19 protein-coding genes and 3 tRNA genes are annotated in these 16,653 nt (G+C 57.4%); 10 read left to right on the forward strand and 12 right to left on the reverse strand.

Annotated elements, in window-relative coordinates; genetic code table 11:
- Window positions 1–12: 12 nt before the first annotated feature.
- The 6 genes from ACW9JE_RS00065 to ACW9JE_RS00090 form a co-directional block, all read right to left on the reverse strand.
- The gene (locus tag ACW9JE_RS00065; RefSeq protein WP_224535214.1) at window positions 13–1,035 is read right to left on the reverse strand and encodes an ABC transporter permease; all 1,023 of its coding nucleotides are present in this window, start codon (window positions 1,033–1,035) and stop codon (window positions 13–15) included.
- Entirely contained in the window at window positions 1,035–2,096 is a 1,062-nt protein-coding gene (locus ACW9JE_RS00070; RefSeq protein WP_224535216.1) for a microcin C ABC transporter permease YejB, read from the reverse strand. Before ACW9JE_RS00070 ends, ACW9JE_RS00065 begins: the two co-directional genes overlap by 1 nt.
- Entirely contained in the window at window positions 2,096–3,964 is a 1,869-nt protein-coding gene (locus tag ACW9JE_RS00075; protein WP_224535218.1) for an extracellular solute-binding protein, read from the reverse strand. Before ACW9JE_RS00075 ends, ACW9JE_RS00070 begins: the two co-directional genes overlap by 1 nt.
- Window positions 3,965–4,098: 134 nt before the next feature.
- Entirely contained in the window at window positions 4,099–4,380 is a 282-nt protein-coding gene (locus tag ACW9JE_RS00080; protein ID WP_175378130.1) for a peptidylprolyl isomerase, read from the reverse strand.
- Window positions 4,381–4,486: 106 nt separating this feature from the next.
- Entirely contained in the window at window positions 4,487–5,368 is an 882-nt protein-coding gene (locus tag ACW9JE_RS00085) for an esterase/lipase family protein (protein ID WP_457431445.1), read from the reverse strand.
- Between the two features lie 295 nt (window positions 5,369–5,663).
- Entirely contained in the window at window positions 5,664–6,728 is a 1,065-nt protein-coding gene (locus tag ACW9JE_RS00090) for a 3-deoxy-7-phosphoheptulonate synthase (protein ID WP_457431446.1), read from the reverse strand.
- A 797-nt stretch (window positions 6,729–7,525) separates the two neighbouring features.
- Between ACW9JE_RS00090 and gacA the strand changes: the two genes are divergently transcribed.
- The 9 genes from gacA (at window position 7,526) to ACW9JE_RS00135 (ending at window position 12,166) form a co-directional block, all read left to right on the forward strand.
- On the forward strand, window positions 7,526–8,167 hold the full coding sequence (gacA, locus tag ACW9JE_RS00095) for a response regulator transcription factor GacA (RefSeq protein WP_008015884.1): 642 nt from the start codon (window positions 7,526–7,528) through the stop codon (window positions 8,165–8,167).
- A gap of 2 nt (window positions 8,168–8,169) precedes the next feature.
- Window positions 8,170–9,993: an excinuclease ABC subunit UvrC gene (uvrC, locus tag ACW9JE_RS00100; RefSeq protein WP_224535224.1), complete on the forward strand. Its 1,824-nt coding sequence runs from the start codon at window positions 8,170–8,172 to the stop codon at window positions 9,991–9,993.
- 32 nt (window positions 9,994–10,025) lie between these two features.
- Window positions 10,026–10,586 (forward strand): CDP-diacylglycerol--glycerol-3-phosphate 3-phosphatidyltransferase, encoded by a 561-nt coding sequence (pgsA, locus tag ACW9JE_RS00105; protein WP_224535226.1) that lies wholly within the window; start codon window positions 10,026–10,028, stop codon window positions 10,584–10,586.
- 63 nt (window positions 10,587–10,649) lie between these two features.
- Window positions 10,650–10,725 (forward strand) — tRNA-Gly (locus ACW9JE_RS00110).
- Window positions 10,726–10,771: 46 nt separating this feature from the next.
- Window positions 10,772–10,845: transfer RNA gene (locus ACW9JE_RS00115), tRNA-Cys, on the forward strand.
- Between the two features lie 234 nt (window positions 10,846–11,079).
- Window positions 11,080–11,352, forward strand: coding sequence for a hypothetical protein (locus ACW9JE_RS00120; protein ID WP_457431447.1), 273 nt, complete (start codon window positions 11,080–11,082; stop codon window positions 11,350–11,352).
- Window positions 11,353–11,404: 52 nt separating this feature from the next.
- Complete coding sequence (locus ACW9JE_RS00125) at window positions 11,405–11,683, forward strand: hypothetical protein (protein WP_457431448.1); 279 nt, start codon at window positions 11,405–11,407, stop codon at window positions 11,681–11,683.
- A complete protein-coding gene (locus tag ACW9JE_RS00130) occupies window positions 11,684–11,860 on the forward strand; it encodes a hypothetical protein (RefSeq protein ID WP_457431449.1) in 177 nt (58 codons plus the stop codon).
- A gap of 219 nt (window positions 11,861–12,079) precedes the next feature.
- Window positions 12,080–12,166 (forward strand) — tRNA-Leu (locus ACW9JE_RS00135).
- An 82-nt stretch (window positions 12,167–12,248) separates the two neighbouring features.
- Here ACW9JE_RS00135 and ACW9JE_RS00140 read toward each other — a convergent pair.
- Genes ACW9JE_RS00140 through ACW9JE_RS00160 form a run of 5 tightly spaced genes read right to left on the reverse strand, consistent with a single transcriptional unit; the run spans window position 12,249 to window position 14,726 of the window.
- Window positions 12,249–13,280 (reverse strand): site-specific integrase, encoded by a 1,032-nt coding sequence (locus ACW9JE_RS00140; protein ID WP_457431450.1) that lies wholly within the window; start codon window positions 13,278–13,280, stop codon window positions 12,249–12,251.
- A gap of 1 nt (window position 13,281) precedes the next feature.
- Window positions 13,282–13,488, reverse strand: coding sequence for a DUF4224 domain-containing protein (locus tag ACW9JE_RS00145; protein WP_457431451.1), 207 nt, complete (start codon window positions 13,486–13,488; stop codon window positions 13,282–13,284).
- Between the two features lie 34 nt (window positions 13,489–13,522).
- Complete coding sequence (locus tag ACW9JE_RS00150) at window positions 13,523–13,678, reverse strand: hypothetical protein (protein ID WP_457431452.1); 156 nt, start codon at window positions 13,676–13,678, stop codon at window positions 13,523–13,525.
- 50 nt (window positions 13,679–13,728) lie between these two features.
- The gene (locus tag ACW9JE_RS00155; protein WP_457431453.1) at window positions 13,729–14,454 is read right to left on the reverse strand and encodes a hypothetical protein; all 726 of its coding nucleotides are present in this window, start codon (window positions 14,452–14,454) and stop codon (window positions 13,729–13,731) included.
- On the reverse strand, window positions 14,451–14,726 hold the full coding sequence (locus tag ACW9JE_RS00160) for a hypothetical protein (RefSeq protein WP_457431454.1): 276 nt from the start codon (window positions 14,724–14,726) through the stop codon (window positions 14,451–14,453). Before ACW9JE_RS00160 ends, ACW9JE_RS00155 begins: the two co-directional genes overlap by 4 nt.
- A 58-nt stretch (window positions 14,727–14,784) precedes the next feature.
- Between ACW9JE_RS00160 and ACW9JE_RS00165 the strand changes: the two genes are divergently transcribed.
- On the forward strand, window positions 14,785–15,432 hold the full coding sequence (locus tag ACW9JE_RS00165; protein WP_457431455.1) for a hypothetical protein: 648 nt from the start codon (window positions 14,785–14,787) through the stop codon (window positions 15,430–15,432).
- A 161-nt stretch (window positions 15,433–15,593) separates the two neighbouring features.
- On the opposite strand, the gene ACW9JE_RS00170 is transcribed toward ACW9JE_RS00165, so the two are convergent.
- On the reverse strand, window positions 15,594–16,544 hold the full coding sequence (locus ACW9JE_RS00170; RefSeq protein WP_457431456.1) for a DUF2971 domain-containing protein: 951 nt from the start codon (window positions 16,542–16,544) through the stop codon (window positions 15,594–15,596).
- Between the last annotated feature and the right edge of the window lie 109 nt (window positions 16,545–16,653).

The following is a 16,653-nucleotide window of genomic DNA, read 5'->3' on the forward strand; positions in this document are numbered from 1 at the left end:
CTACAGTCCGGATCAGGATCGAGGATCAAAGGCGTCACGCAACGCTTCGCCGATGAATACCAACAGGGAAAGAATCAACGCCAGGGTGAAAAACGCCGTCAACCCGAGCCACGGTGCTTGCAGGTTCTGCTTGCCCTGACCGATCAGTTCACCCAGGGAAGCGCTGCCGGCCGGCATGCCGAAACCGAGGAAATCCAGGGCGGTGAGGGTCGAGATGGCCCCGGTCAAAATGAACGGCAGATAACTCAGGGTCGCGTTCATGGCGTTGGGCAGGATGTGGCGCACGATGACTTTATGGTCAGTCAGGCCCAGCGCGCGGGCCGCCTTGACGTATTCCAGATTGCGCCCGCGCAGGAACTCGGCACGGACCACGTCCACCAGCGCCAGCCAGGAAAATAGCGCCATGATCCCCAGCAGCCACCAGAAATTCGGTTCGACGAAGCCCGACAGGATGATCAGCAGGTACAGCACCGGCAGCCCGGACCAGACCTCTTGCAGTCGCTGTCCGAGCAAGTCGACCCAGCCGCCGTAATAGCCCTGCAAGGCGCCGGCGGCGATGCCGATCAGGGCGCTGACAAAGGTCAGCATCAAGGCAAACAGAATCGACACGCGCGCACCGAAAATCACCCGGGCCAGCACATCCCGCGCCTGATCGTCGGTTCCCAGCCAGTTCACGTTCGACGGCGGACTTGGGGCCGGTTTGTTCAGGTCGTAGTTGGGCGTGTCGTCGCTGAACGGAATCGGCGGGAACAGCAACCAGCCGCCGTCCTTCTTGATCAGCTTCTGCACGTAGTCGCTGCGGTAGTCGGCCTGGAACGGCAGCTGCCCACCGAATTCCTGTTCGGTGTAGCGCTTGAACACCGGGAAGTACCACTGGCCTTGATAGCTGACCATCAGCGGCTTGTCGTTGGCGATCAACTCGCCACCCAGCGTCAGCAGGAACAGGCCGATGAACAGCCACAGCGACCACCAGCCGCGACGGTTTTTCTTGAAACGCTCGAAACGACGACGGCCGAGCGGCGAAAGCTTGAGCATCAGGCATTCCTCGCGGCGAAGTCGATGCGCGGGTCGACCAGGGTGTAGCACAGGTCGCCCACCAGTTTTATCAGCAGACCGAACAGGGTGAAGATGAACAGCGAGCCGAACACCACCGGATAATCCCGGGAAACCGCTGCCTCGTAACTCATGCGGCCCAGGCCATCGAGGGAGAAGATCACTTCGATCAGCAGGGAGCCGGCGAAAAATACGCTGATGAAGGCCTGGGGAATCCCCGACACCACCAGCAACATGGCGTTGCGGAACACGTGGCCGTACAGCACCCGTTGCTCGCTCAGGCCCTTGGCGCGGGCGGTAACCACGTACTGTCGGGTGATTTCATTGAGGAAGGAATTTTTGGTCAGGATGGTCAACGTGGCGAAACCGCCGATCACCAGCGCGGTGACCGGCAGCACCAGATGCCAGAAGTAGTCGGTGACCTTGCCCAGGGTCGACAGCGAGTCGAAGTTGTCGGAGACCAGTCCGCGTACCGGAAACCAGTTCAGCGAAGTGCCGCCGGCGAAGACCACGATCAGGAACATCGCGAACAGGAACGCCGGCATTGCATAGCCGATGATGATCGCGGTGCTGCTCCAGATATCGAACTGGCTGCCGTGGTGCACCGCCTTGCGGATGCCCAGCGGGATCGACACCAGGTACGTGATCAGCGTCGCCCAGAGCCCGAGGGAAATGGTCACCGGCATCTTCTGCAGGATCAGGTCGGTGACGGTGGCGCCGCGGAAGAAGCTCTTGCCGAAGTCCAGTTGCGCATAGCTGGTGATCATCAGCCACAGCCGCTCATGGGCCGGTTTGTCGAAGCCGTACTGTTTTTCGATGTCCTTGATCAATTGCGGGTCCAGGCCGCGACTGGCCCGGGACGTGCCGCTGCTGGTTTCGCCGGAGCTGCCGCCGGCACTCACGCCGCCGATGCCTTGCAGGTGGGCGATGGCCTGTTCCACAGGCCCACCCGGAGCGGCCTGGACGATGACGAAGTTGACCAGAAGAATGATGAACAGCGTCGGGATGATCAGCAGCAGACGCCGCAGTATGTAAGCCCACATCAGTGCGGTCCTCCGGGGCTGCCACGGCGAATGCGTTCGGCGGTCATTTGCTGGTTGGTCAGGGGCGTGGTGCTGACTTCCCACCAGCTCTCGATGGCTTCGTCATTGCTGGCCTGCACATTCGGGATGCCGAAGCGGTTCCACCACACGGTGGAGGTTCCCGGCGGGTAATAGTTGGGGATCCAGTAGTAATTCCACTGCAACACCCGGTCCAGCGCGTGGGCGTAGCGCAGCATGTCCGCCTTGTTGTCGGCGCGCACCAGGCCGTTGATCAGGGTGTCGACCGCCGGATTTTTCAGGGCCATGTAGTTGTTCGAACCGGGATCGGTGGCGGCGGCGGAACCGAAATAGTTGAACAGCTCGCCACCCGGGGAGGTGGTGACCGGGTAACCGGTGACGATCATGTCGTAGTCGCGGCTCATCAGGCGGTTCACATATTGCGAGGCGTCGATGCGGCGGATGTTCAGGTCAATGCCGATCTGCTTCAGGGTGCGCTTGTATGGCAGCAGCAGACGATCCATGCCGTTCTGGCTGACCAGGAAGGTGAAGCTCAACGGCTCGCCTTCGGCATTAACCAGTTGATCGCCGTCAGGTTTCCAGCCGGCCTGTTCGAGCAGGGCCAGGGCTTGCAACTGTTTGTCGCGAATCACGCCGCTGCCATCGGTCTTGGGCGCTTCGAACACCTGGGTGAAGACTTCGTCAGGGATCTGTCCGCGCAGGGGTTCGAGAATCGCCCGCTCGCCGGCATCCGGCAGTTGCCGGGCGGCGAGTTCGGTGTTGGAAAAGAAACTCTGCTGGCGGATGTACAGGTTGCGCATCATCTGCCGGTTGCTCCACTCGAAATCCCAGAGCATCACCAGCGCCTGACGCACCCGGCGATCCTGGAACATCGGTTTTTGCAGGTTGAACACGAAGCCCTGGCTCGGTTGCGGGGCTTCGGTGGCCAGGTGGGCCTTTTGCAGGCGACCGTCGCTCAGCGCCGGGCTGTCATAGCCGATGGAGTAGCCGGTGGCGGAAAACTCGCGGTTGTAGTCGTAGGCGCCACCGCGCAAGACCTGGCGGGCCACGTCGGTATCGCCGAAATACTCGATGCTGAAATGATCGAAATTGTAGAGCCCGCGACTGACCGGCAGATCCTTGCCCCACCAGTCGGGGTTGCGTTCGAAGGTGATGCTGCGCCCGGAGTCGACCTTGCCCACCCGGTATGGCCCGCTGCCCAGCGGCGCCTCATAGCCACCGCCGCCGGCGAAATCGCGGGTCTTCCACCAGTGTTCGGGAAACACCGGCAGGGTCGCAATGTCCAGGGGCAGGGTGCGGTTTTCGTTGTTCTTGAAGTCGAAGCGCACGGTCAGTGGCGACTCCACTTCGACGCCTTTGACATCGGCGAATTGCGTGCGATAGCGCAGGCTGCCCTGAGTCATCAGCAAATCGTAGGTATAGCGTACGTCTTGTGCGGTGATCGGCTTGCCATCGGCAAAGCGTGCCTTGGGGTTGAGATAGAAGCGCAGGGACAGGCCGTCATCGGAACGCTCGATTTGCCGGGCCACCAGGCCATACACGGTGTAAGGCTCGTCCAGCGAGCGCTGGGCCAGGGGCGAGTAGAGCAGACCGTCGATCTGAGTGACGCCGATGCCTTTGTCGATATAAGGCAGGACGTGGTCGAAAAGACCGATTTCGATCGCCGAGCGCCGCATAGTGCCGCCTTTGGGCGCAAGCGGATTGGCGTAGGCGAAGTGGCTGAAGCCGGCGGGGTACTTGGCCGGTTCGCCATAGACAGTCAACGCATGTTGCGGTGCGGCGTTCACGCCGACGGCGCCCAGGAGCAGGGCCGCGGCAGTGAAAAATACAGTTGGGAAAGCCAGTCGCATTGTCAGCCTTAGAGCCGGGTGGTCGATAACGACAATTTGTACGCTAGCGGCGCGTCCCTCGCCAGCCGAATTCGCATCCCAAACACGACGGCCCACCAGAAGGCGGGCCGTTGTGTGCGAAAACCGGGCGTCGATCAGTCCTGACGGCTGGTCACTTCCAGCAGGTGGTAACCGAACTGGGTCTTGACCGGGCCTTGCACGACGTTGATCGGCGCGCTGAAGACCACGGTGTCGAATTCCTTGACCATCTGGCCTGGACCGAACGAACCCAGGTCACCGCCCTGGCGGCTGGACGGGCAGGTGGAGTTGGCTTTGGCGACTTCGGCGAAGTCTGCGCCAGCCTCGATCTGGGCCTTGAGCTCGTTGCACTTGGCTTCGCTGGAAACGAGGATGTGGCGGGCAGTGGCTTTAGCCATGGGGAAATACTCCTTTCAATGTTCGGTAAAGTGGGGAGCCTACCGGATTCAGTGAGCGATTTCTTCTCAAAGTTCCGTTACGTGGGGCCTGCGGGGTAGTTACGGGCTACAGACCGGCTTTTTTCAGGCGCTCGGCGTGTTGCACGTAGAGGTCAATCGAGTCGACGGCTTGTGCTGCCACGATGCCGGTCTGGCGCAGGGTGTCCAGATGATCGAGGGGGTAGTCGGAGCGGATGACGGTGCCCAGGTGCGAGCTGTAGCGTCCGACCAGGCCATCGTTGTGCTCGGTTTCATGGACGAAATATCGGGAAAAGGCACGCAGACAGTTGTGCAGCGGATTGACCGCTTTGAGTCCACTCTCGATGAGACCGCCCTGCAAGGTGCCGCTCCAGGAGTAGTAGCGCACGCCGTTTTCCAGTTCGCAGCCGTTGTCGCCCCTGGTTTTCGGCAGTCCTTGGGGGTATTTGCGATTGAATGCGCCCACGCCTTCGGTGGTCAGGGCATTGAGCGCGGCGAGGGCGTTTTGTGGCAATTGGCGGTGGCCGCCGAGTAATGCCAGAAATTCGGCGAATAAGGTCGCGACTGTTTCGGCGACGTGTTCCGGCAGGTGTCCGGGGACGAGGGCCTTGCGCAGGTAGTCCGCCAGCTCCGAGCCTTGATTCGGTCCGCTGACGGACGTCACCGAGGCCACCGATTCCGGCGCCATCGCGGCGGCATATCGAGCGGCCAGCGCGCCCTGGCTGTGGCCGATCAGGTTGACCTTGTTCGCGCCCGTGCCTTGCAGAACCCGCTTGATCTGCACCAGCAGTTGTTCGCCGCGCGCTTCGTTGCTGTGGGTTGCCGACAGGTGAGGGACGAAAACCCGTGCGCCTGCGTTCCTTAAAGCCTGCTTGATGTCGTGGAAGAGTTCGAAGTTGCCGATCCGGTCGAAGCCGAAGAGCCCGTGGACCAGGAGAATCGGGTGGCGAGTGTGTGCATTCCGTTGCATGTTCAAAGTCCTTTTTCTGGCATTCAGGGTGGTGCCTTGCGGCTCACTCTAAAGCAGGCAGGGTTGCCTGCGGTGTATGAAAAGGACGCGGTTGGCGGGTGAAAACGGAATAAACAGACGCCGAAAAGGCGGAGGTTGCGTCAGTACCGGCCAGCCAAGTCGAACACTTACCTGTGGTGAGGGGGCTTGCCCCCGTTGGAGTGCGCAGCACTCCCATCTTTTTTGGGGCCGCTGCGCGACCCAACGGGGGCAAGCCCCCTCGCCACAATGACCCCATCGTCTGTTCAATCAGGGATCAGGCCCGCAACCGCTCGGCGGCCTGGCGCAACAACTGCTCCGTCCCGCTCCACCCCAGGCAGCCATCGGTAACCGACACGCCGTACTTCATCGATGGACCAATAGCCTGGCAGCCTTCGAACAAGTGACTCTCGATCATCATGCCAATCAGCGAGCGATCACCTTGCAGGCGTTGCTCCAGCACGTCATTGAACACCGCCGGCTGGCGCAGCGGATCCTTGCCGCTGTTGGCGTGGCTGCAATCGACCATGATCCGCGCCGGGATCTTCAGTTTGCTCAAGTCGCCGTTGACCTTCGCCACGCTGGCGCGGTCGTAGTTCGGGCCGTTGTGGCCGCCGCGCAAGACCAGATGAGTGTCCGGGTTGCCGGGTGTCTGGATGATCGCCGGGTGGCCCTGGCTGTCCACGCCGAAATGGCGATGCGGATGGGCCGCGGAGCGCATGGCATCGCTGGCCACCGTGACGCCACCGTCGGTGCCGTTCTTGAAGCCGACCGGCATGCTCAGGCCGCTGGCCATCTCGCGATGGATCTGCGATTCGGTAGTGCGGGCGCCAATGGCAACCCAGCTGAGCAGGTCATCGAAGTAGCCGGCGGCCATCGGTTGCAGCAGTTCGGTCGCGACCGGCAAACCCAGCATCAGCATTTCGCGCATCAGTTCGCGGGACAGGGTCAGGCCGCCGGCCATGTCGTCGCTGCCGTCCAGGTGCGGATCGTAGGCCAGGCCTTTCCAGCCCACCGTGGTGCGGGGTTTTTCGACGTAGGCGCGCATCACCAGCAGCATTTGATCGCTGACCTCGGCGGACAGGCGGGCCAGGTTGGCGGCGTATTCGAGCGCGGATTTCGGATCGTGGATCGAGCAGGGGCCGACAATGACCAGCAGACGGGAGTCTTCACCGTCGAGAATCGCGCGGACCGCCTCGCGGTGGGCGTCGACTTGCCGGGTCAGGGCGTTGGAGAGCGGCAGTTGCTGTTTGAGTTGCAACGAGCTGGGCAGACGCAGGGTCAGCGCTTCATTGGCAGGGCTCAGGGTGGACAGCGGCAAAGCAGAGACGGACGAGTTCATGTTCAGGCTTCCTGGCTGGCGGCGGGTTCGCTCCCGCGCGCTCGGCCTATAGGGGTGTTCGACAATTGGCCGGATTGGCTGCGTGTGTGTGCTTGCCACCTGTGGGTGACCGATCGGAGGCGGCAGGCTGTCCCGAGCGGAGGGTGGTAAATCGCCAGGCGGTAAAAGTGTCGTAACGGTAATAAGTGGCGTAGTTCATGGTGCTGATCCTCTGTATGTCTGGTGTGCTGCAACAAAAAATTAAGGGCTGAAAAAACAAAACCCCCGGTCGGGAAGCCGACCGGGGGTTGAGAAATCTCTGGTGGCGACCCGTTCAAAGTGGGCGCCGTGTGGGTATCAGGCGCGCCAGTGGCTAAACCAATACCCAAAATAAAAGCTGACCGGAGCGCAAACACCGTTCGCCCGGGCAGCCGAAACCGAGCGCGGGGCGCTGGCGGTACGTAGCTGTGAGAGGGCGTTGAACATGGTTTGTCTCCGATGGATGCGCCGAGCTTACTAGAGCCCGGTGCGAGGATTCAATCAGAAATTGCTATCGATCGCAGGCGGAGTTTTCTATGGCTTGAAAAATAATCCGTCGCGGGCGTTGTATGAAAGAAAGGGATTACAAGCGATGGGCAAGGCCCCGTGTTTCCTGAGAATGCAGCGCGACGCCGATCATGGATTTGTCTGAAACACGCTTGGCACAGGGCTTTGCAAGATAACTGGAAACTTTTTATGTGACGCTTTCCGCTAGGTCTGCCAGTTCCTTTTTGCTAAGGTGGCGACAACCCACGAAGACCAAATTGCGAGGTGTCTGCTTGATTAGGGTGCTAGTGGTCGATGACCATGATCTCGTTCGTACGGGCATTACACGAATGCTGGCTGACATCGATGGCCTGCAAGTGGTCGGCCAGGCTGAATCGGGTGAGGAATCGTTGCTCAAGGCGCGCGAGCTCAAGCCCGATGTGGTCTTGATGGACGTCAAGATGCCCGGCATCGGTGGTCTTGAAGCCACGCGCAAACTGCTGCGCAGCCATCCGGACATCAAGGTCGTCGCGGTAACGGTGTGTGAAGAAGACCCGTTTCCGACACGTTTGTTGCAAGCCGGTGCCGCGGGATACCTGACCAAGGGTGCAGGTTTGCCGGAGATGGTCCAGGCCATTCGCCTGGTCTTTGCTGGTCAGCGCTACATCAGTCCGCAGATTGCCCAGCAGTTGGCAATCAAATCCTTCCAGCCAACCAATGACTCTCCCTTCGATGCCTTGTCCGAGCGCGAGATCCAGATCGCCTTGATGATCGTCGGCTGCCAGAAGGTCCAGATCATTTCCGACAAGCTGTGCCTGTCGCCGAAAACCGTGAATACCTACCGTTACCGCATCTTCGAAAAGCTTTCGATCAGCAGTGATGTCGAGTTGACGCTGCTGGCGGTTCGTCACGGCATGGTAGATGCCAGCCTCTGAAAATGACCGAAATCTTTGATCCAAGTGCCTTCCTGTCAACCGTCAGTGGGCGTCCCGGTGTGTATCGCATGTTCGACAGCGATGCGCGCCTGCTGTACGTCGGCAAGGCCAAGAACCTCAAGAATCGCCTGTCGAGTTACTTCCGCAAAACCGGCCTGGCCCCCAAGACCGCAGCGCTGGTTGCACGCATCGCCCAGGTCGAGACGACCATCACCGCCAACGAAACCGAGGCGCTGCTGCTTGAGCAGACGCTGATCAAGGAATGGCGGCCGCCGTACAATATCCTGTTGCGCGACGACAAATCCTACCCCTACGTCTTCCTGTCCGATGGCCAGTTCCCGCGGTTGAGCATTCATCGCGGTGCGAAGAAGGCCAAGGGCAAATACTTCGGTCCTTACCCGAGCGCCGGTGCGATTCGCGAAAGCCTGAGCCTGCTGCAAAAGACCTTTTTCGTTCGTCAGTGCGAAGACAGCTATTACAAGAACCGCACGCGTCCCTGCCTTCAGTACCAGATCAAGCGCTGCAAGGCGCCTTGTGTCGGTCTGGTCGAGCCTGAGGTGTACGCCGAGGACGTGAGGCACTCGGTGATGTTCCTTGAAGGCCGCAGTAACGCGCTCAGCGATGAGCTATCGGGCGCGATGGAAGAAGCCGCGATCAACCTCGAGTTCGAACGTGCCGCCGAATTGCGTGATCAGATCGCGTTGCTGCGACGAGTTCAGGACCAGCAGAGCATGGAGGGCGGCAGTGGCGATGTCGATGTGATCGCGGCGTTCGTCAACCCGGGTGGCGCCTGTGTTCATTTGATCAGTGTGCGGGGCGGTCGGGTGCTGGGCAGCAAGAACTTTTTTCCGCAGGTCGGTATCGAGGAAGACGTTTCCGAGGTCATGGCGGCGTTTCTGGGTCAGTATTTCGTCAGCAGTCCCGAACGCGACCTGCCGAGCGAGCTGATCGTCAACGTGGTTCATGAAGACTTTCCAGCGTTGATCGAAGCCATTGCAGAGCTGCGTGGTCGCGAGCTGACCATCAGCCATCGGGTGCGCGGCACGCGTGCGCGCTGGCAGCAATTGGCGGTGACCAATGCCGAACAGGCTTTGAGTGCACGCTTGGCAAATCGTCAGCACATCACCGCGCGCTTCGATGATCTGGCCAACGTGCTGAAGCTGGACGAGCCACCACAGCGCCTCGAGTGTTACGACATCAGTCACTCCAGCGGTGAAGCGACCGTGGCGTCTTGCGTGGTGTTCGGTCCGGAAGGACCGATCAAGGCCGATTACCGCCGCTACAACATCGAAGGCGTGACTGCAGGCGATGACTACGCGGCGATGCATCAGGCGCTGACGCGACGCTTCAGCAAGCTCAAGGACGGGGAGGGCAAGTTGCCCGATATCCTGTTGGTGGACGGCGGCAAGGGACAGATGTCCATGGCCCGTGACGTGCTCAACGAGCTGGCGGTGCCGGACCTGATCCTCCTCGGCGTGGCCAAGGGCGCGACGCGCAAGGCTGGATTCGAAACCCTGTACCTCAATGACGCTGCCCACGAATTCACCTTGCGCGGTGATTCCCCCGCGCTGCATTTGATCCAGCAGATCCGCGACGAAGCTCACCGCTTCGCCATTACCGGGCATCGCGCCCGCCGTGGAAAAACCCGTCGTACGTCTACGCTTGAGGGCGTTGCCGGGGTAGGGCCGACACGCCGCCGCGATTTGTTGAAACATTTTGGTGGATTGCAGGAGCTGTCTCGTGCCAGCATCGAAGAGATCGCCAAAGCACCCGGGATCAGTAAAAAGCTCGCAGAGTTGATTTATGCAAATCTGCACAGCGAGTAGAATGCCACCTCACCTCGTAGCCAGTTGTGCCGATGAATATCCCTAATCTGATTACCGTTCTACGCGTTCTGCTCATTCCGATCTTCATTTTGCTGTTCTACCTGCCTTATCAGTGGAGTTACCTGGCGTCAGCCTCGGTCTTCGCGTTTGCCGCTGCCACAGATTGGCTGGACGGGTATCTGGCCCGCCGTCTGGAGCAAAGCACACCGTTCGGGGCATTCCTCGATCCGGTTGCCGACAAACTGATGGTCGCTGTTGCGCTGGTGCTGCTGGTGCAGGAACACGGCAATTTCTGGCTCACGCTGCCGGCAGCGGTAATCATCGGTCGAGAGATCGTGGTTTCCGCTCTGCGCGAATGGATGGCCGAACTGGGCGCTCGTGCTCATGTGGCCGTGTCCAACCTGGGCAAATGGAAAACCGCCGCGCAGATGCTGGCGCTGGTGATCCTGCTGGCCAATCCGAAAGACTTCAGCTTCTGGGTGTTGATGGGTTACGCCTTGCTGATGGTCTCCGCGGGCCTGACTTTGTGGTCTATGGTCCAATACTTGCGCGCCGCCTGGCCGCATCTGAAGACCGACGTTCAAAAGAAATAAAACTTTTTTGAATCAAAGGGTTGACGGGGCTTCTGGATTCTATAGAATGCGCCACACCAAGACGCGGGAATAGCTCAGTTGGTAGAGCACGACCTTGCCAAGGTCGGGGTCGCGAGTTCGAGTCTCGTTTCCCGCTCCAAGTTTTACGCATTTGATGTTGTTGCTACTGACAGCAAATGTTTTGAGGCCGAGTAGCAAAATGGTTATGCAGCGGATTGCAAATCCGCCTACGCCGGTTCGATTCCGACCTCGGCCTCCACTATAAACAACCCCGTAGATCGATGATCTACGGGGTTTTTTATTGCCCTCAGGAAGGTCTGGGTGTCTGCCAATCAGAACGTCTGGTGCTGACGAGTTTCCCGCTACTTTCAGGGATACCTGATTTCTGTGAGGCAGCCTTGCCGATAGTGTTGCATTACCAGTGGTGCCTTCTGCAGCAAAGCTGATTCAGGGCACCGACGTCGAGACTGAAGCACTTTCCCAAGGATTCACAATGAACGCTGAAAGCCCCCTGATCAAAACGGTTGCCCTTGAGCGGCTCGCTCCTAAAACTGTTCAGGAAATACTCGATAGCCTTCACGAGCTTGAACGTAACGCGCTTTCAACGCTTTTGAATTTTCTCGGTAATGGTCGGTCCGGAAATTCCTGTGAATTCGATCTTGGAGTTTGTACCGGCTATGCCGATATGCTTTTTTTCGCCCGTCGAATTGACGCAATTAAACGACAGGCTTTGGCATCCTATGCGCTGGACTTGAGTCTGAGCTGACAGGCAATTGCACTCGGCGTCGTCTTTGCAGCAGTTTCACAAGGAGCAGTGCGTGATCAAGACCGAATTGGACGTGACCAACCATGGCAACGGCTTGGCTTCGACATTGAAGCCCACCAAGGCAGTGGGGGATGAATCAAAGAGTGCGACCATCGTTTCAAGCCCCTTGTCGGCAAAGGAGGGTATCAAGGTCTCACTGTCTGGTGCCGGCCTCCAGAAAGCCAGCGGCTCCAGCGGCAAAGACCGGGACATCGACGAAAGCGGTCTGCCGACTGACATCAAGCAGATTCTGAAAATGATCCGCAAGTTGCAGCGACAGATCGCCGAGTAGATGGCCCAGATGCAGGCGGTGCTGAATGATCAGCGTTTGAGTCATGCAGAGGCGAAGGCCAAGGTGAGCGCGCTGCAAGCGGCCATAGCAGGCCTCAATGCGGGCCTGGTGACGGCGAACAGCGCCTTGAGCAGGGCCATGAAGCAGGCAAGTCTGAGTCCTGATCAGGTGCTCTAGGCGATGTCGTTAGCAATGAAGTCTTGATAGCGGCGCAAAAGTGGCGGGCGAGTAAGCGACAAAACCTGGCAAGAATCCGAAAAATGTTTCGTAGGTTCATGATTTAAGAAGTTTTTTATTTTTGGTCCCGGCATGATTTAGTCTCGTAAATCACACATGCGACCTTGCTTCACCAGAGCGGGATGTATATATTTCCCCCCTCTGATTCACCGCGCTACCGCCCGAATGGCGAAACTGGTAGACGCATGGGACTTAAAATCCCCCGCTCGTAAGGGCGTGCCGGTTCGATTCCGGCTTCGGGCACCATCTTATATCAAGGGTTTGCGAGCGAAAGCTGATGCAAACCCTTGTTTGTTTCTGGTCTGCAATTCTGAAGTTGGTCCGCAATTCACTTGGTGGGAGAGACCTTTTTCCCTTTCCGATTGCGGATGTACTGCTCCGTCATCACCACGGTGATATGCCCAAGTTGATCTTTGGCCTGCATGATGTCTCCACTGGATTCCGCCTTGTCGGTACCGGCCTTCGCACTCAAATCCCGCATTTGGAACTCCGGTTTCGAAACACCGGCCGCCTCCCTGGCCAAGTCAAATCTCCTTCGCAACATCGCCACTGTCATCGGTGAGCCATCCTCAGAAACGATCAGCCGCGTCGAGCGGACCTTGTGCCCGGTCTTCCTAGCCATGATTCGATCAATCACCACCTTCAGTTCGCCTGTCACTTCGATCCGTCGTTTGGCCTCTGTTTTCCCCTGAGTGACCCAGATCTGGCCATCGCGGACATCGCGCTCGTCCATAAGCCTGGTGTCGGTTACCCGTTGACCTGTGAGATAAGCCAGGTCCATGGCGTCTTGCAGGCCAGCATCGGCCTTGTCGTGCACTCGCCTGAACAGCTCGTCTTCGACGTAGGTGTCCCGGCCTGTTTCCTTATTGCCCTTGATGCCGGCGCAGGGGTTCGCCAGGGCCGTGTAGCCCTTGTCCCTGGCGTAGTTCCAGATGGCACTCAGCAACGCTTTCTCCCGGTTGGCCCGCACGGGGGCAGACTTTCTCCAGGTGAGGTACTGCCGAACGTGCAGCGGCTCGATCGTTTCAAGCGGTGCAGGAGGGTCGTCAAAGAATGCGATGAGGTTTTTCAGCTCGCGCTTATTGTCGGCCTGTGTGGCAGAGCTCTTGGTGGGCACGATGTCGACTGCATATTTTTCAGCGGCATAGCGGAAAGTAATGACCTTGGACACCAAATCAGTCGCGGTTCGATCACGCTCGAGCTTGGCGTACTCCATGATCGCCAAGCCATAATCGTTGCCAAGGGGGATTTCCTTGCGGTCTTTTCCGCCGGTGTCGTAGTAGTAGAAAACACGGCCGTTGGCTTTCTTTCGCTCACGCAGCCGCGCTATAGATCCGGGTTTACTTGGGCGTCTTCCCATGTCAGCTGGCCTTACGTGGTGTCCATACGGGTTTTTCTGCTTCGTACATTCCGACCGCTGTCACGGCCAGGGCCGTCACGCTTGGCCAGCCGTTTACCTTGATGGTATGCCTGATGCCGTTTTTCTTCAGGTTGAGGATTTGCCCCGCCTTGGTCCGCGCCCCGGTGAGCTCACAAACCTCCTCGTGGGACAGAAACTGGACGCTCATGCGATGCTCCATGCCGCCGGCGGCGGCAAAGTGTTCAGTGAATGGTCACGCTGTCCTGGCCAAGGGCGATGGTGCGAGCCTGCTGTTCGGTGCGGCGGGAGATGTGCTGAATCTTGCCGTTGCATTCAGCGATCACCCACCAGAGGCCGGCGAATCGGTGCGGGCCCTTGATGATCTTCGTGATGGTCATGGCTTCGCCTCGCCCGCCGTCACCGGCAGGCTCATGTGTGGGGGGTGGGGTTATAGAGCGAGTTCGGCCTGGGCTTTGCGCTGCCAGATCGGCGAACTGTTGTGCGACTCGATGCGGTCGGCGATCACGCAAGCGCGCTGGCTTGCGGTTGGCGGGGCGTACATGCCGAAGCGGCTGATGCTGCCACCGTTGACAGCGGCGTTCGTGGAATCGGCCGAGGCAAATGGCAGGTGCTCAAATATGGCCGGGTCGAGCATGCGGAGCCCGTGCAGCCGGCAGGCCGGTCTGCCCTGGTCATCGCAGATGGCATCCATGGCGGCTGACATCCGCTTCCACCAGGCTGAAGTTCCTGGTGAGCCCCATTGCCCTGAACTGCCGAACGCGACCACCGGCCATTCAGCGGCCATCCGCTGCAGGCGGTCGAGCGATTCATGCAGGTGCCACACCGGTACGCCACGCAAGGCCTCTGGCCACGCTGCCAGAAGCGCATCGTTCGCCGCTTCGTCACCATCGATCACGTTCGGGATGAGCGCCCAGTCGAAGCCCGGGTGCCGGTGCCAGTCTTCGACCCACCGGATGTAGCCGTCCACGTCGAGCGTGCCGCCCTTGTTCCATACGCTGAACGCGCCATTGTCGAACACGAACGACTGACAGACTTCTGCGACGATCCCCATGTCATCCTGGCGCGGGAATGGCACCAGTGCGTGTCGGCCGGCGAGGAATCGAGCGCCGTCTTGGCGGGTGCCGCCGACTGGCGTGCCGTGGTAATGGATCATCCGCTGAGCCTCACCGTTTCGATTTCCACGCCCTGATGCGTGGCGATGATCGTTTGGTCGCCGCCGAGGGCTTCCGACAACCGATCTGCGATTTGTTCGTGCCAGCCTTTCTTGATCAGCGCAGTCGCCGCTTTTATGTGTTCGACGTGGATCATCGCGGTAGACCGCAGTTCGAACCGGTAAATGATGGTTTCACCGTCGGACGGGCAGACGGCGGTGAAAGTGTGGCGGTAAGTGTTTTTGGATTTTTCTTGACTAGGATGTGTAGCCATTTACAAACTCTCCGTGAGACTATTGACGTTTAACGATAACTAGTGCGCGAGTAAAGAATTGAAAGATTTTAGGCAGGCTTCTATTTTGATAGTTCTGGTCGCAATCATTGGCGTTTCTGGTGTTTATTTTTATATGTTTAATGCCGGGCTTTCTGATGATTCAGGAAAATGGTCAGATTTTGGAGGGTACATTGGGGGGTTGATAGGTCCGCTAATTTCATTTGTTACTTTGCTTGCTGTTTTGCAAACTGTTTATCTTCAAAAGCAATTGCTTGATACTCAGCAGGCAGAATTTAAAGCTTTAATGAAGCTCCAGAGAGATACTTTCGATGCACAGGAGCGCCAAGTAAATAATGCTATCTCTATCGCGGATCGCGATCACATTGAGCGCACTCGCGAAGCTTGCCTCCAGATGATTGACCGACAAATTCTTCACACTGAAAATAAGATGGCGCGGGCTGGGAAGACCTTTGAGTATACCTTTCAGTGGAAAACCGAAAGCGGAGAGCAGGAAGCAGATATACGGAACACGCTAAAGAATCAAATAATTATGTATACTAACTTGCTTAACGACCTTGTTGGATATTCAGTAAGAGTGTCTCAAGATAGCTATGGCTCTGCTGAAAGTATGTTGATTTCGTTTAGAGAAGAGATGCATGGGATATATGTAACAAACGGGCGAGGCGATACTGAAGCTGAATCGTAATGGCTAACTTTCCTTGCCGCTATAGCGACTGACTTTGAAGCGGGAGGAGTTACTGCGGAGTGCGGGCGCACTCCGATCGAAACTTTGATGATTTGTCAGGCGAAGATTTATAGCCTGCTTCTCAGTCAGTGAGCGAGAGTAGTATGTATAATTTAAATTAACTAATTCAGATTTATATCAGGAATGATGCTGAATGAGGTATTAGACATTTTCATTCGCGTCAATGGTATCTCTAGTTCGGCACAAACGCTTTCAAGCTTGCTGAGATTTTTCGCGCTGATTTTAACTCCCGCATAAACTCGCGTAGCTTTCGGCACGATGCATGTTTGGGGTTCTTTCATAAAGTTATTAGAGAATACGAGTCTCCACTCCTTTTCGTATGCCCAGTCTGAAGCTTTCGTTAGCGCAGGCAGAACGATGGATAGAGGGTTAGCCCTGTTCATATCTATTTCGGTTATAAAGTCTGAGTGGTCATGCAGCAAATCGCTATAAAATACTGGGTAAAGAAATCTGGTAATTAGCGACTCTGGACCAAGCGTTGTGAAGTTATATTCTATGCAAAATCCAGTGTGATAACTCGCATAGTGTGCCCACATCAGTGTGGATTTCTCAGTCTCACTAAATGAGCACACCTTTGTGAGGTTTTTTGTTTTTTCGGAAAACTCTCCAACCATTACATCATTGTAATTCTCAATGGCAGAGATTAGTTCCTCTGCTAACGTCTCATCTAAAATATCCTTTTTGACGAGAAATCTTATAGCGCTCGCAATTGGGTCGTCTGTCTTCAAGAAATTTGAGAATTCAATCTCTTGGGTTTCTTTGCTTATTTTAAGTTGGTCGTATAGAGCAGCTACGCCTGACATGGAGGGGTTGACTTTATTTAGTTTTACTGCAAGCGAGCAATCATAAGGGTCATTGAAATTTTGAGGCGAGTTCATCCAGACTGTGCTTTCGATTAAATTCTTGAGGGAGTTATCTCTCTCGTCGAATTCTCTGTATTTGAAAAGCTGCTTGGGAATATTGCGAAATTTCAATAAGAAGCCCGTATTGATATCGTCCGGTTCGATGTATGGCCCAAGCATTGTTTGTTTGAAATCTTCTTTCCAAGCCATGTCTTTCTCCACTGGTTCGGTTCACTGCACTATATATCAAATTAAGTTCTGGCCAACCTGTGAGCTTGCGCTTGCAGTATTCGAAGGTCTCAACCACCCATTACACGTT

The sequence above is a fragment of the Pseudomonas sp. SDO55104_S430 genome (genome assembly GCF_054070595.1).

Excerpts from the sequence above, each read along its gene's own strand:
- ACW9JE_RS00130 (WP_457431449.1), top strand. The coding sequence starts at position 11,684 with ATGGCCCAGATGCAGGCGGTGCTGAATGATCAGCGTTTGAGTCATGCA.
- ACW9JE_RS00145 (WP_457431451.1), bottom strand. The coding sequence starts at position 13,488 with ATGAGCGTCCAGTTTCTGTCCCACGAGGAGGTTTGTGAGCTCACCGGG.
- ACW9JE_RS00120 (WP_457431447.1), top strand. The coding sequence starts at position 11,080 with ATGAACGCTGAAAGCCCCCTGATCAAAACGGTTGCCCTTGAGCGGCTC.
- pgsA (WP_224535226.1), top strand. The coding sequence starts at position 10,026 with ATGAATATCCCTAATCTGATTACCGTTCTACGCGTTCTGCTCATTCCG.
- ACW9JE_RS00085 (WP_457431445.1), bottom strand. The coding sequence starts at position 5,368 with ATGCAACGGAATGCACACACTCGCCACCCGATTCTCCTGGTCCACGGG.
- ACW9JE_RS00090 (WP_457431446.1), bottom strand. The coding sequence starts at position 6,728 with ATGAACTCGTCCGTCTCTGCTTTGCCGCTGTCCACCCTGAGCCCTGCC.
- uvrC (WP_224535224.1), top strand. The coding sequence starts at position 8,170 with ATGACCGAAATCTTTGATCCAAGTGCCTTCCTGTCAACCGTCAGTGGG.
- ACW9JE_RS00155 (WP_457431453.1), bottom strand. The coding sequence starts at position 14,454 with ATGATCCATTACCACGGCACGCCAGTCGGCGGCACCCGCCAAGACGGC.
- ACW9JE_RS00160 (WP_457431454.1), bottom strand. The coding sequence starts at position 14,726 with ATGGCTACACATCCTAGTCAAGAAAAATCCAAAAACACTTACCGCCAC.
- ACW9JE_RS00080 (WP_175378130.1), bottom strand. The coding sequence starts at position 4,380 with ATGGCTAAAGCCACTGCCCGCCACATCCTCGTTTCCAGCGAAGCCAAG.
- ACW9JE_RS00170 (WP_457431456.1), bottom strand. The coding sequence starts at position 16,544 with ATGGCTTGGAAAGAAGATTTCAAACAAACAATGCTTGGGCCATACATC.
- ACW9JE_RS00150 (WP_457431452.1), bottom strand. The coding sequence starts at position 13,678 with ATGACCATCACGAAGATCATCAAGGGCCCGCACCGATTCGCCGGCCTC.
- ACW9JE_RS00065 (WP_224535214.1), bottom strand. The coding sequence starts at position 1,035 with ATGCTCAAGCTTTCGCCGCTCGGCCGTCGTCGTTTCGAGCGTTTCAAG.
- ACW9JE_RS00075 (WP_224535218.1), bottom strand. The coding sequence starts at position 3,964 with ATGCGACTGGCTTTCCCAACTGTATTTTTCACTGCCGCGGCCCTGCTC.
- ACW9JE_RS00070 (WP_224535216.1), bottom strand. The coding sequence starts at position 2,096 with ATGTGGGCTTACATACTGCGGCGTCTGCTGCTGATCATCCCGACGCTG.
- ACW9JE_RS00140 (WP_457431450.1), bottom strand. The coding sequence starts at position 13,280 with ATGGGAAGACGCCCAAGTAAACCCGGATCTATAGCGCGGCTGCGTGAG.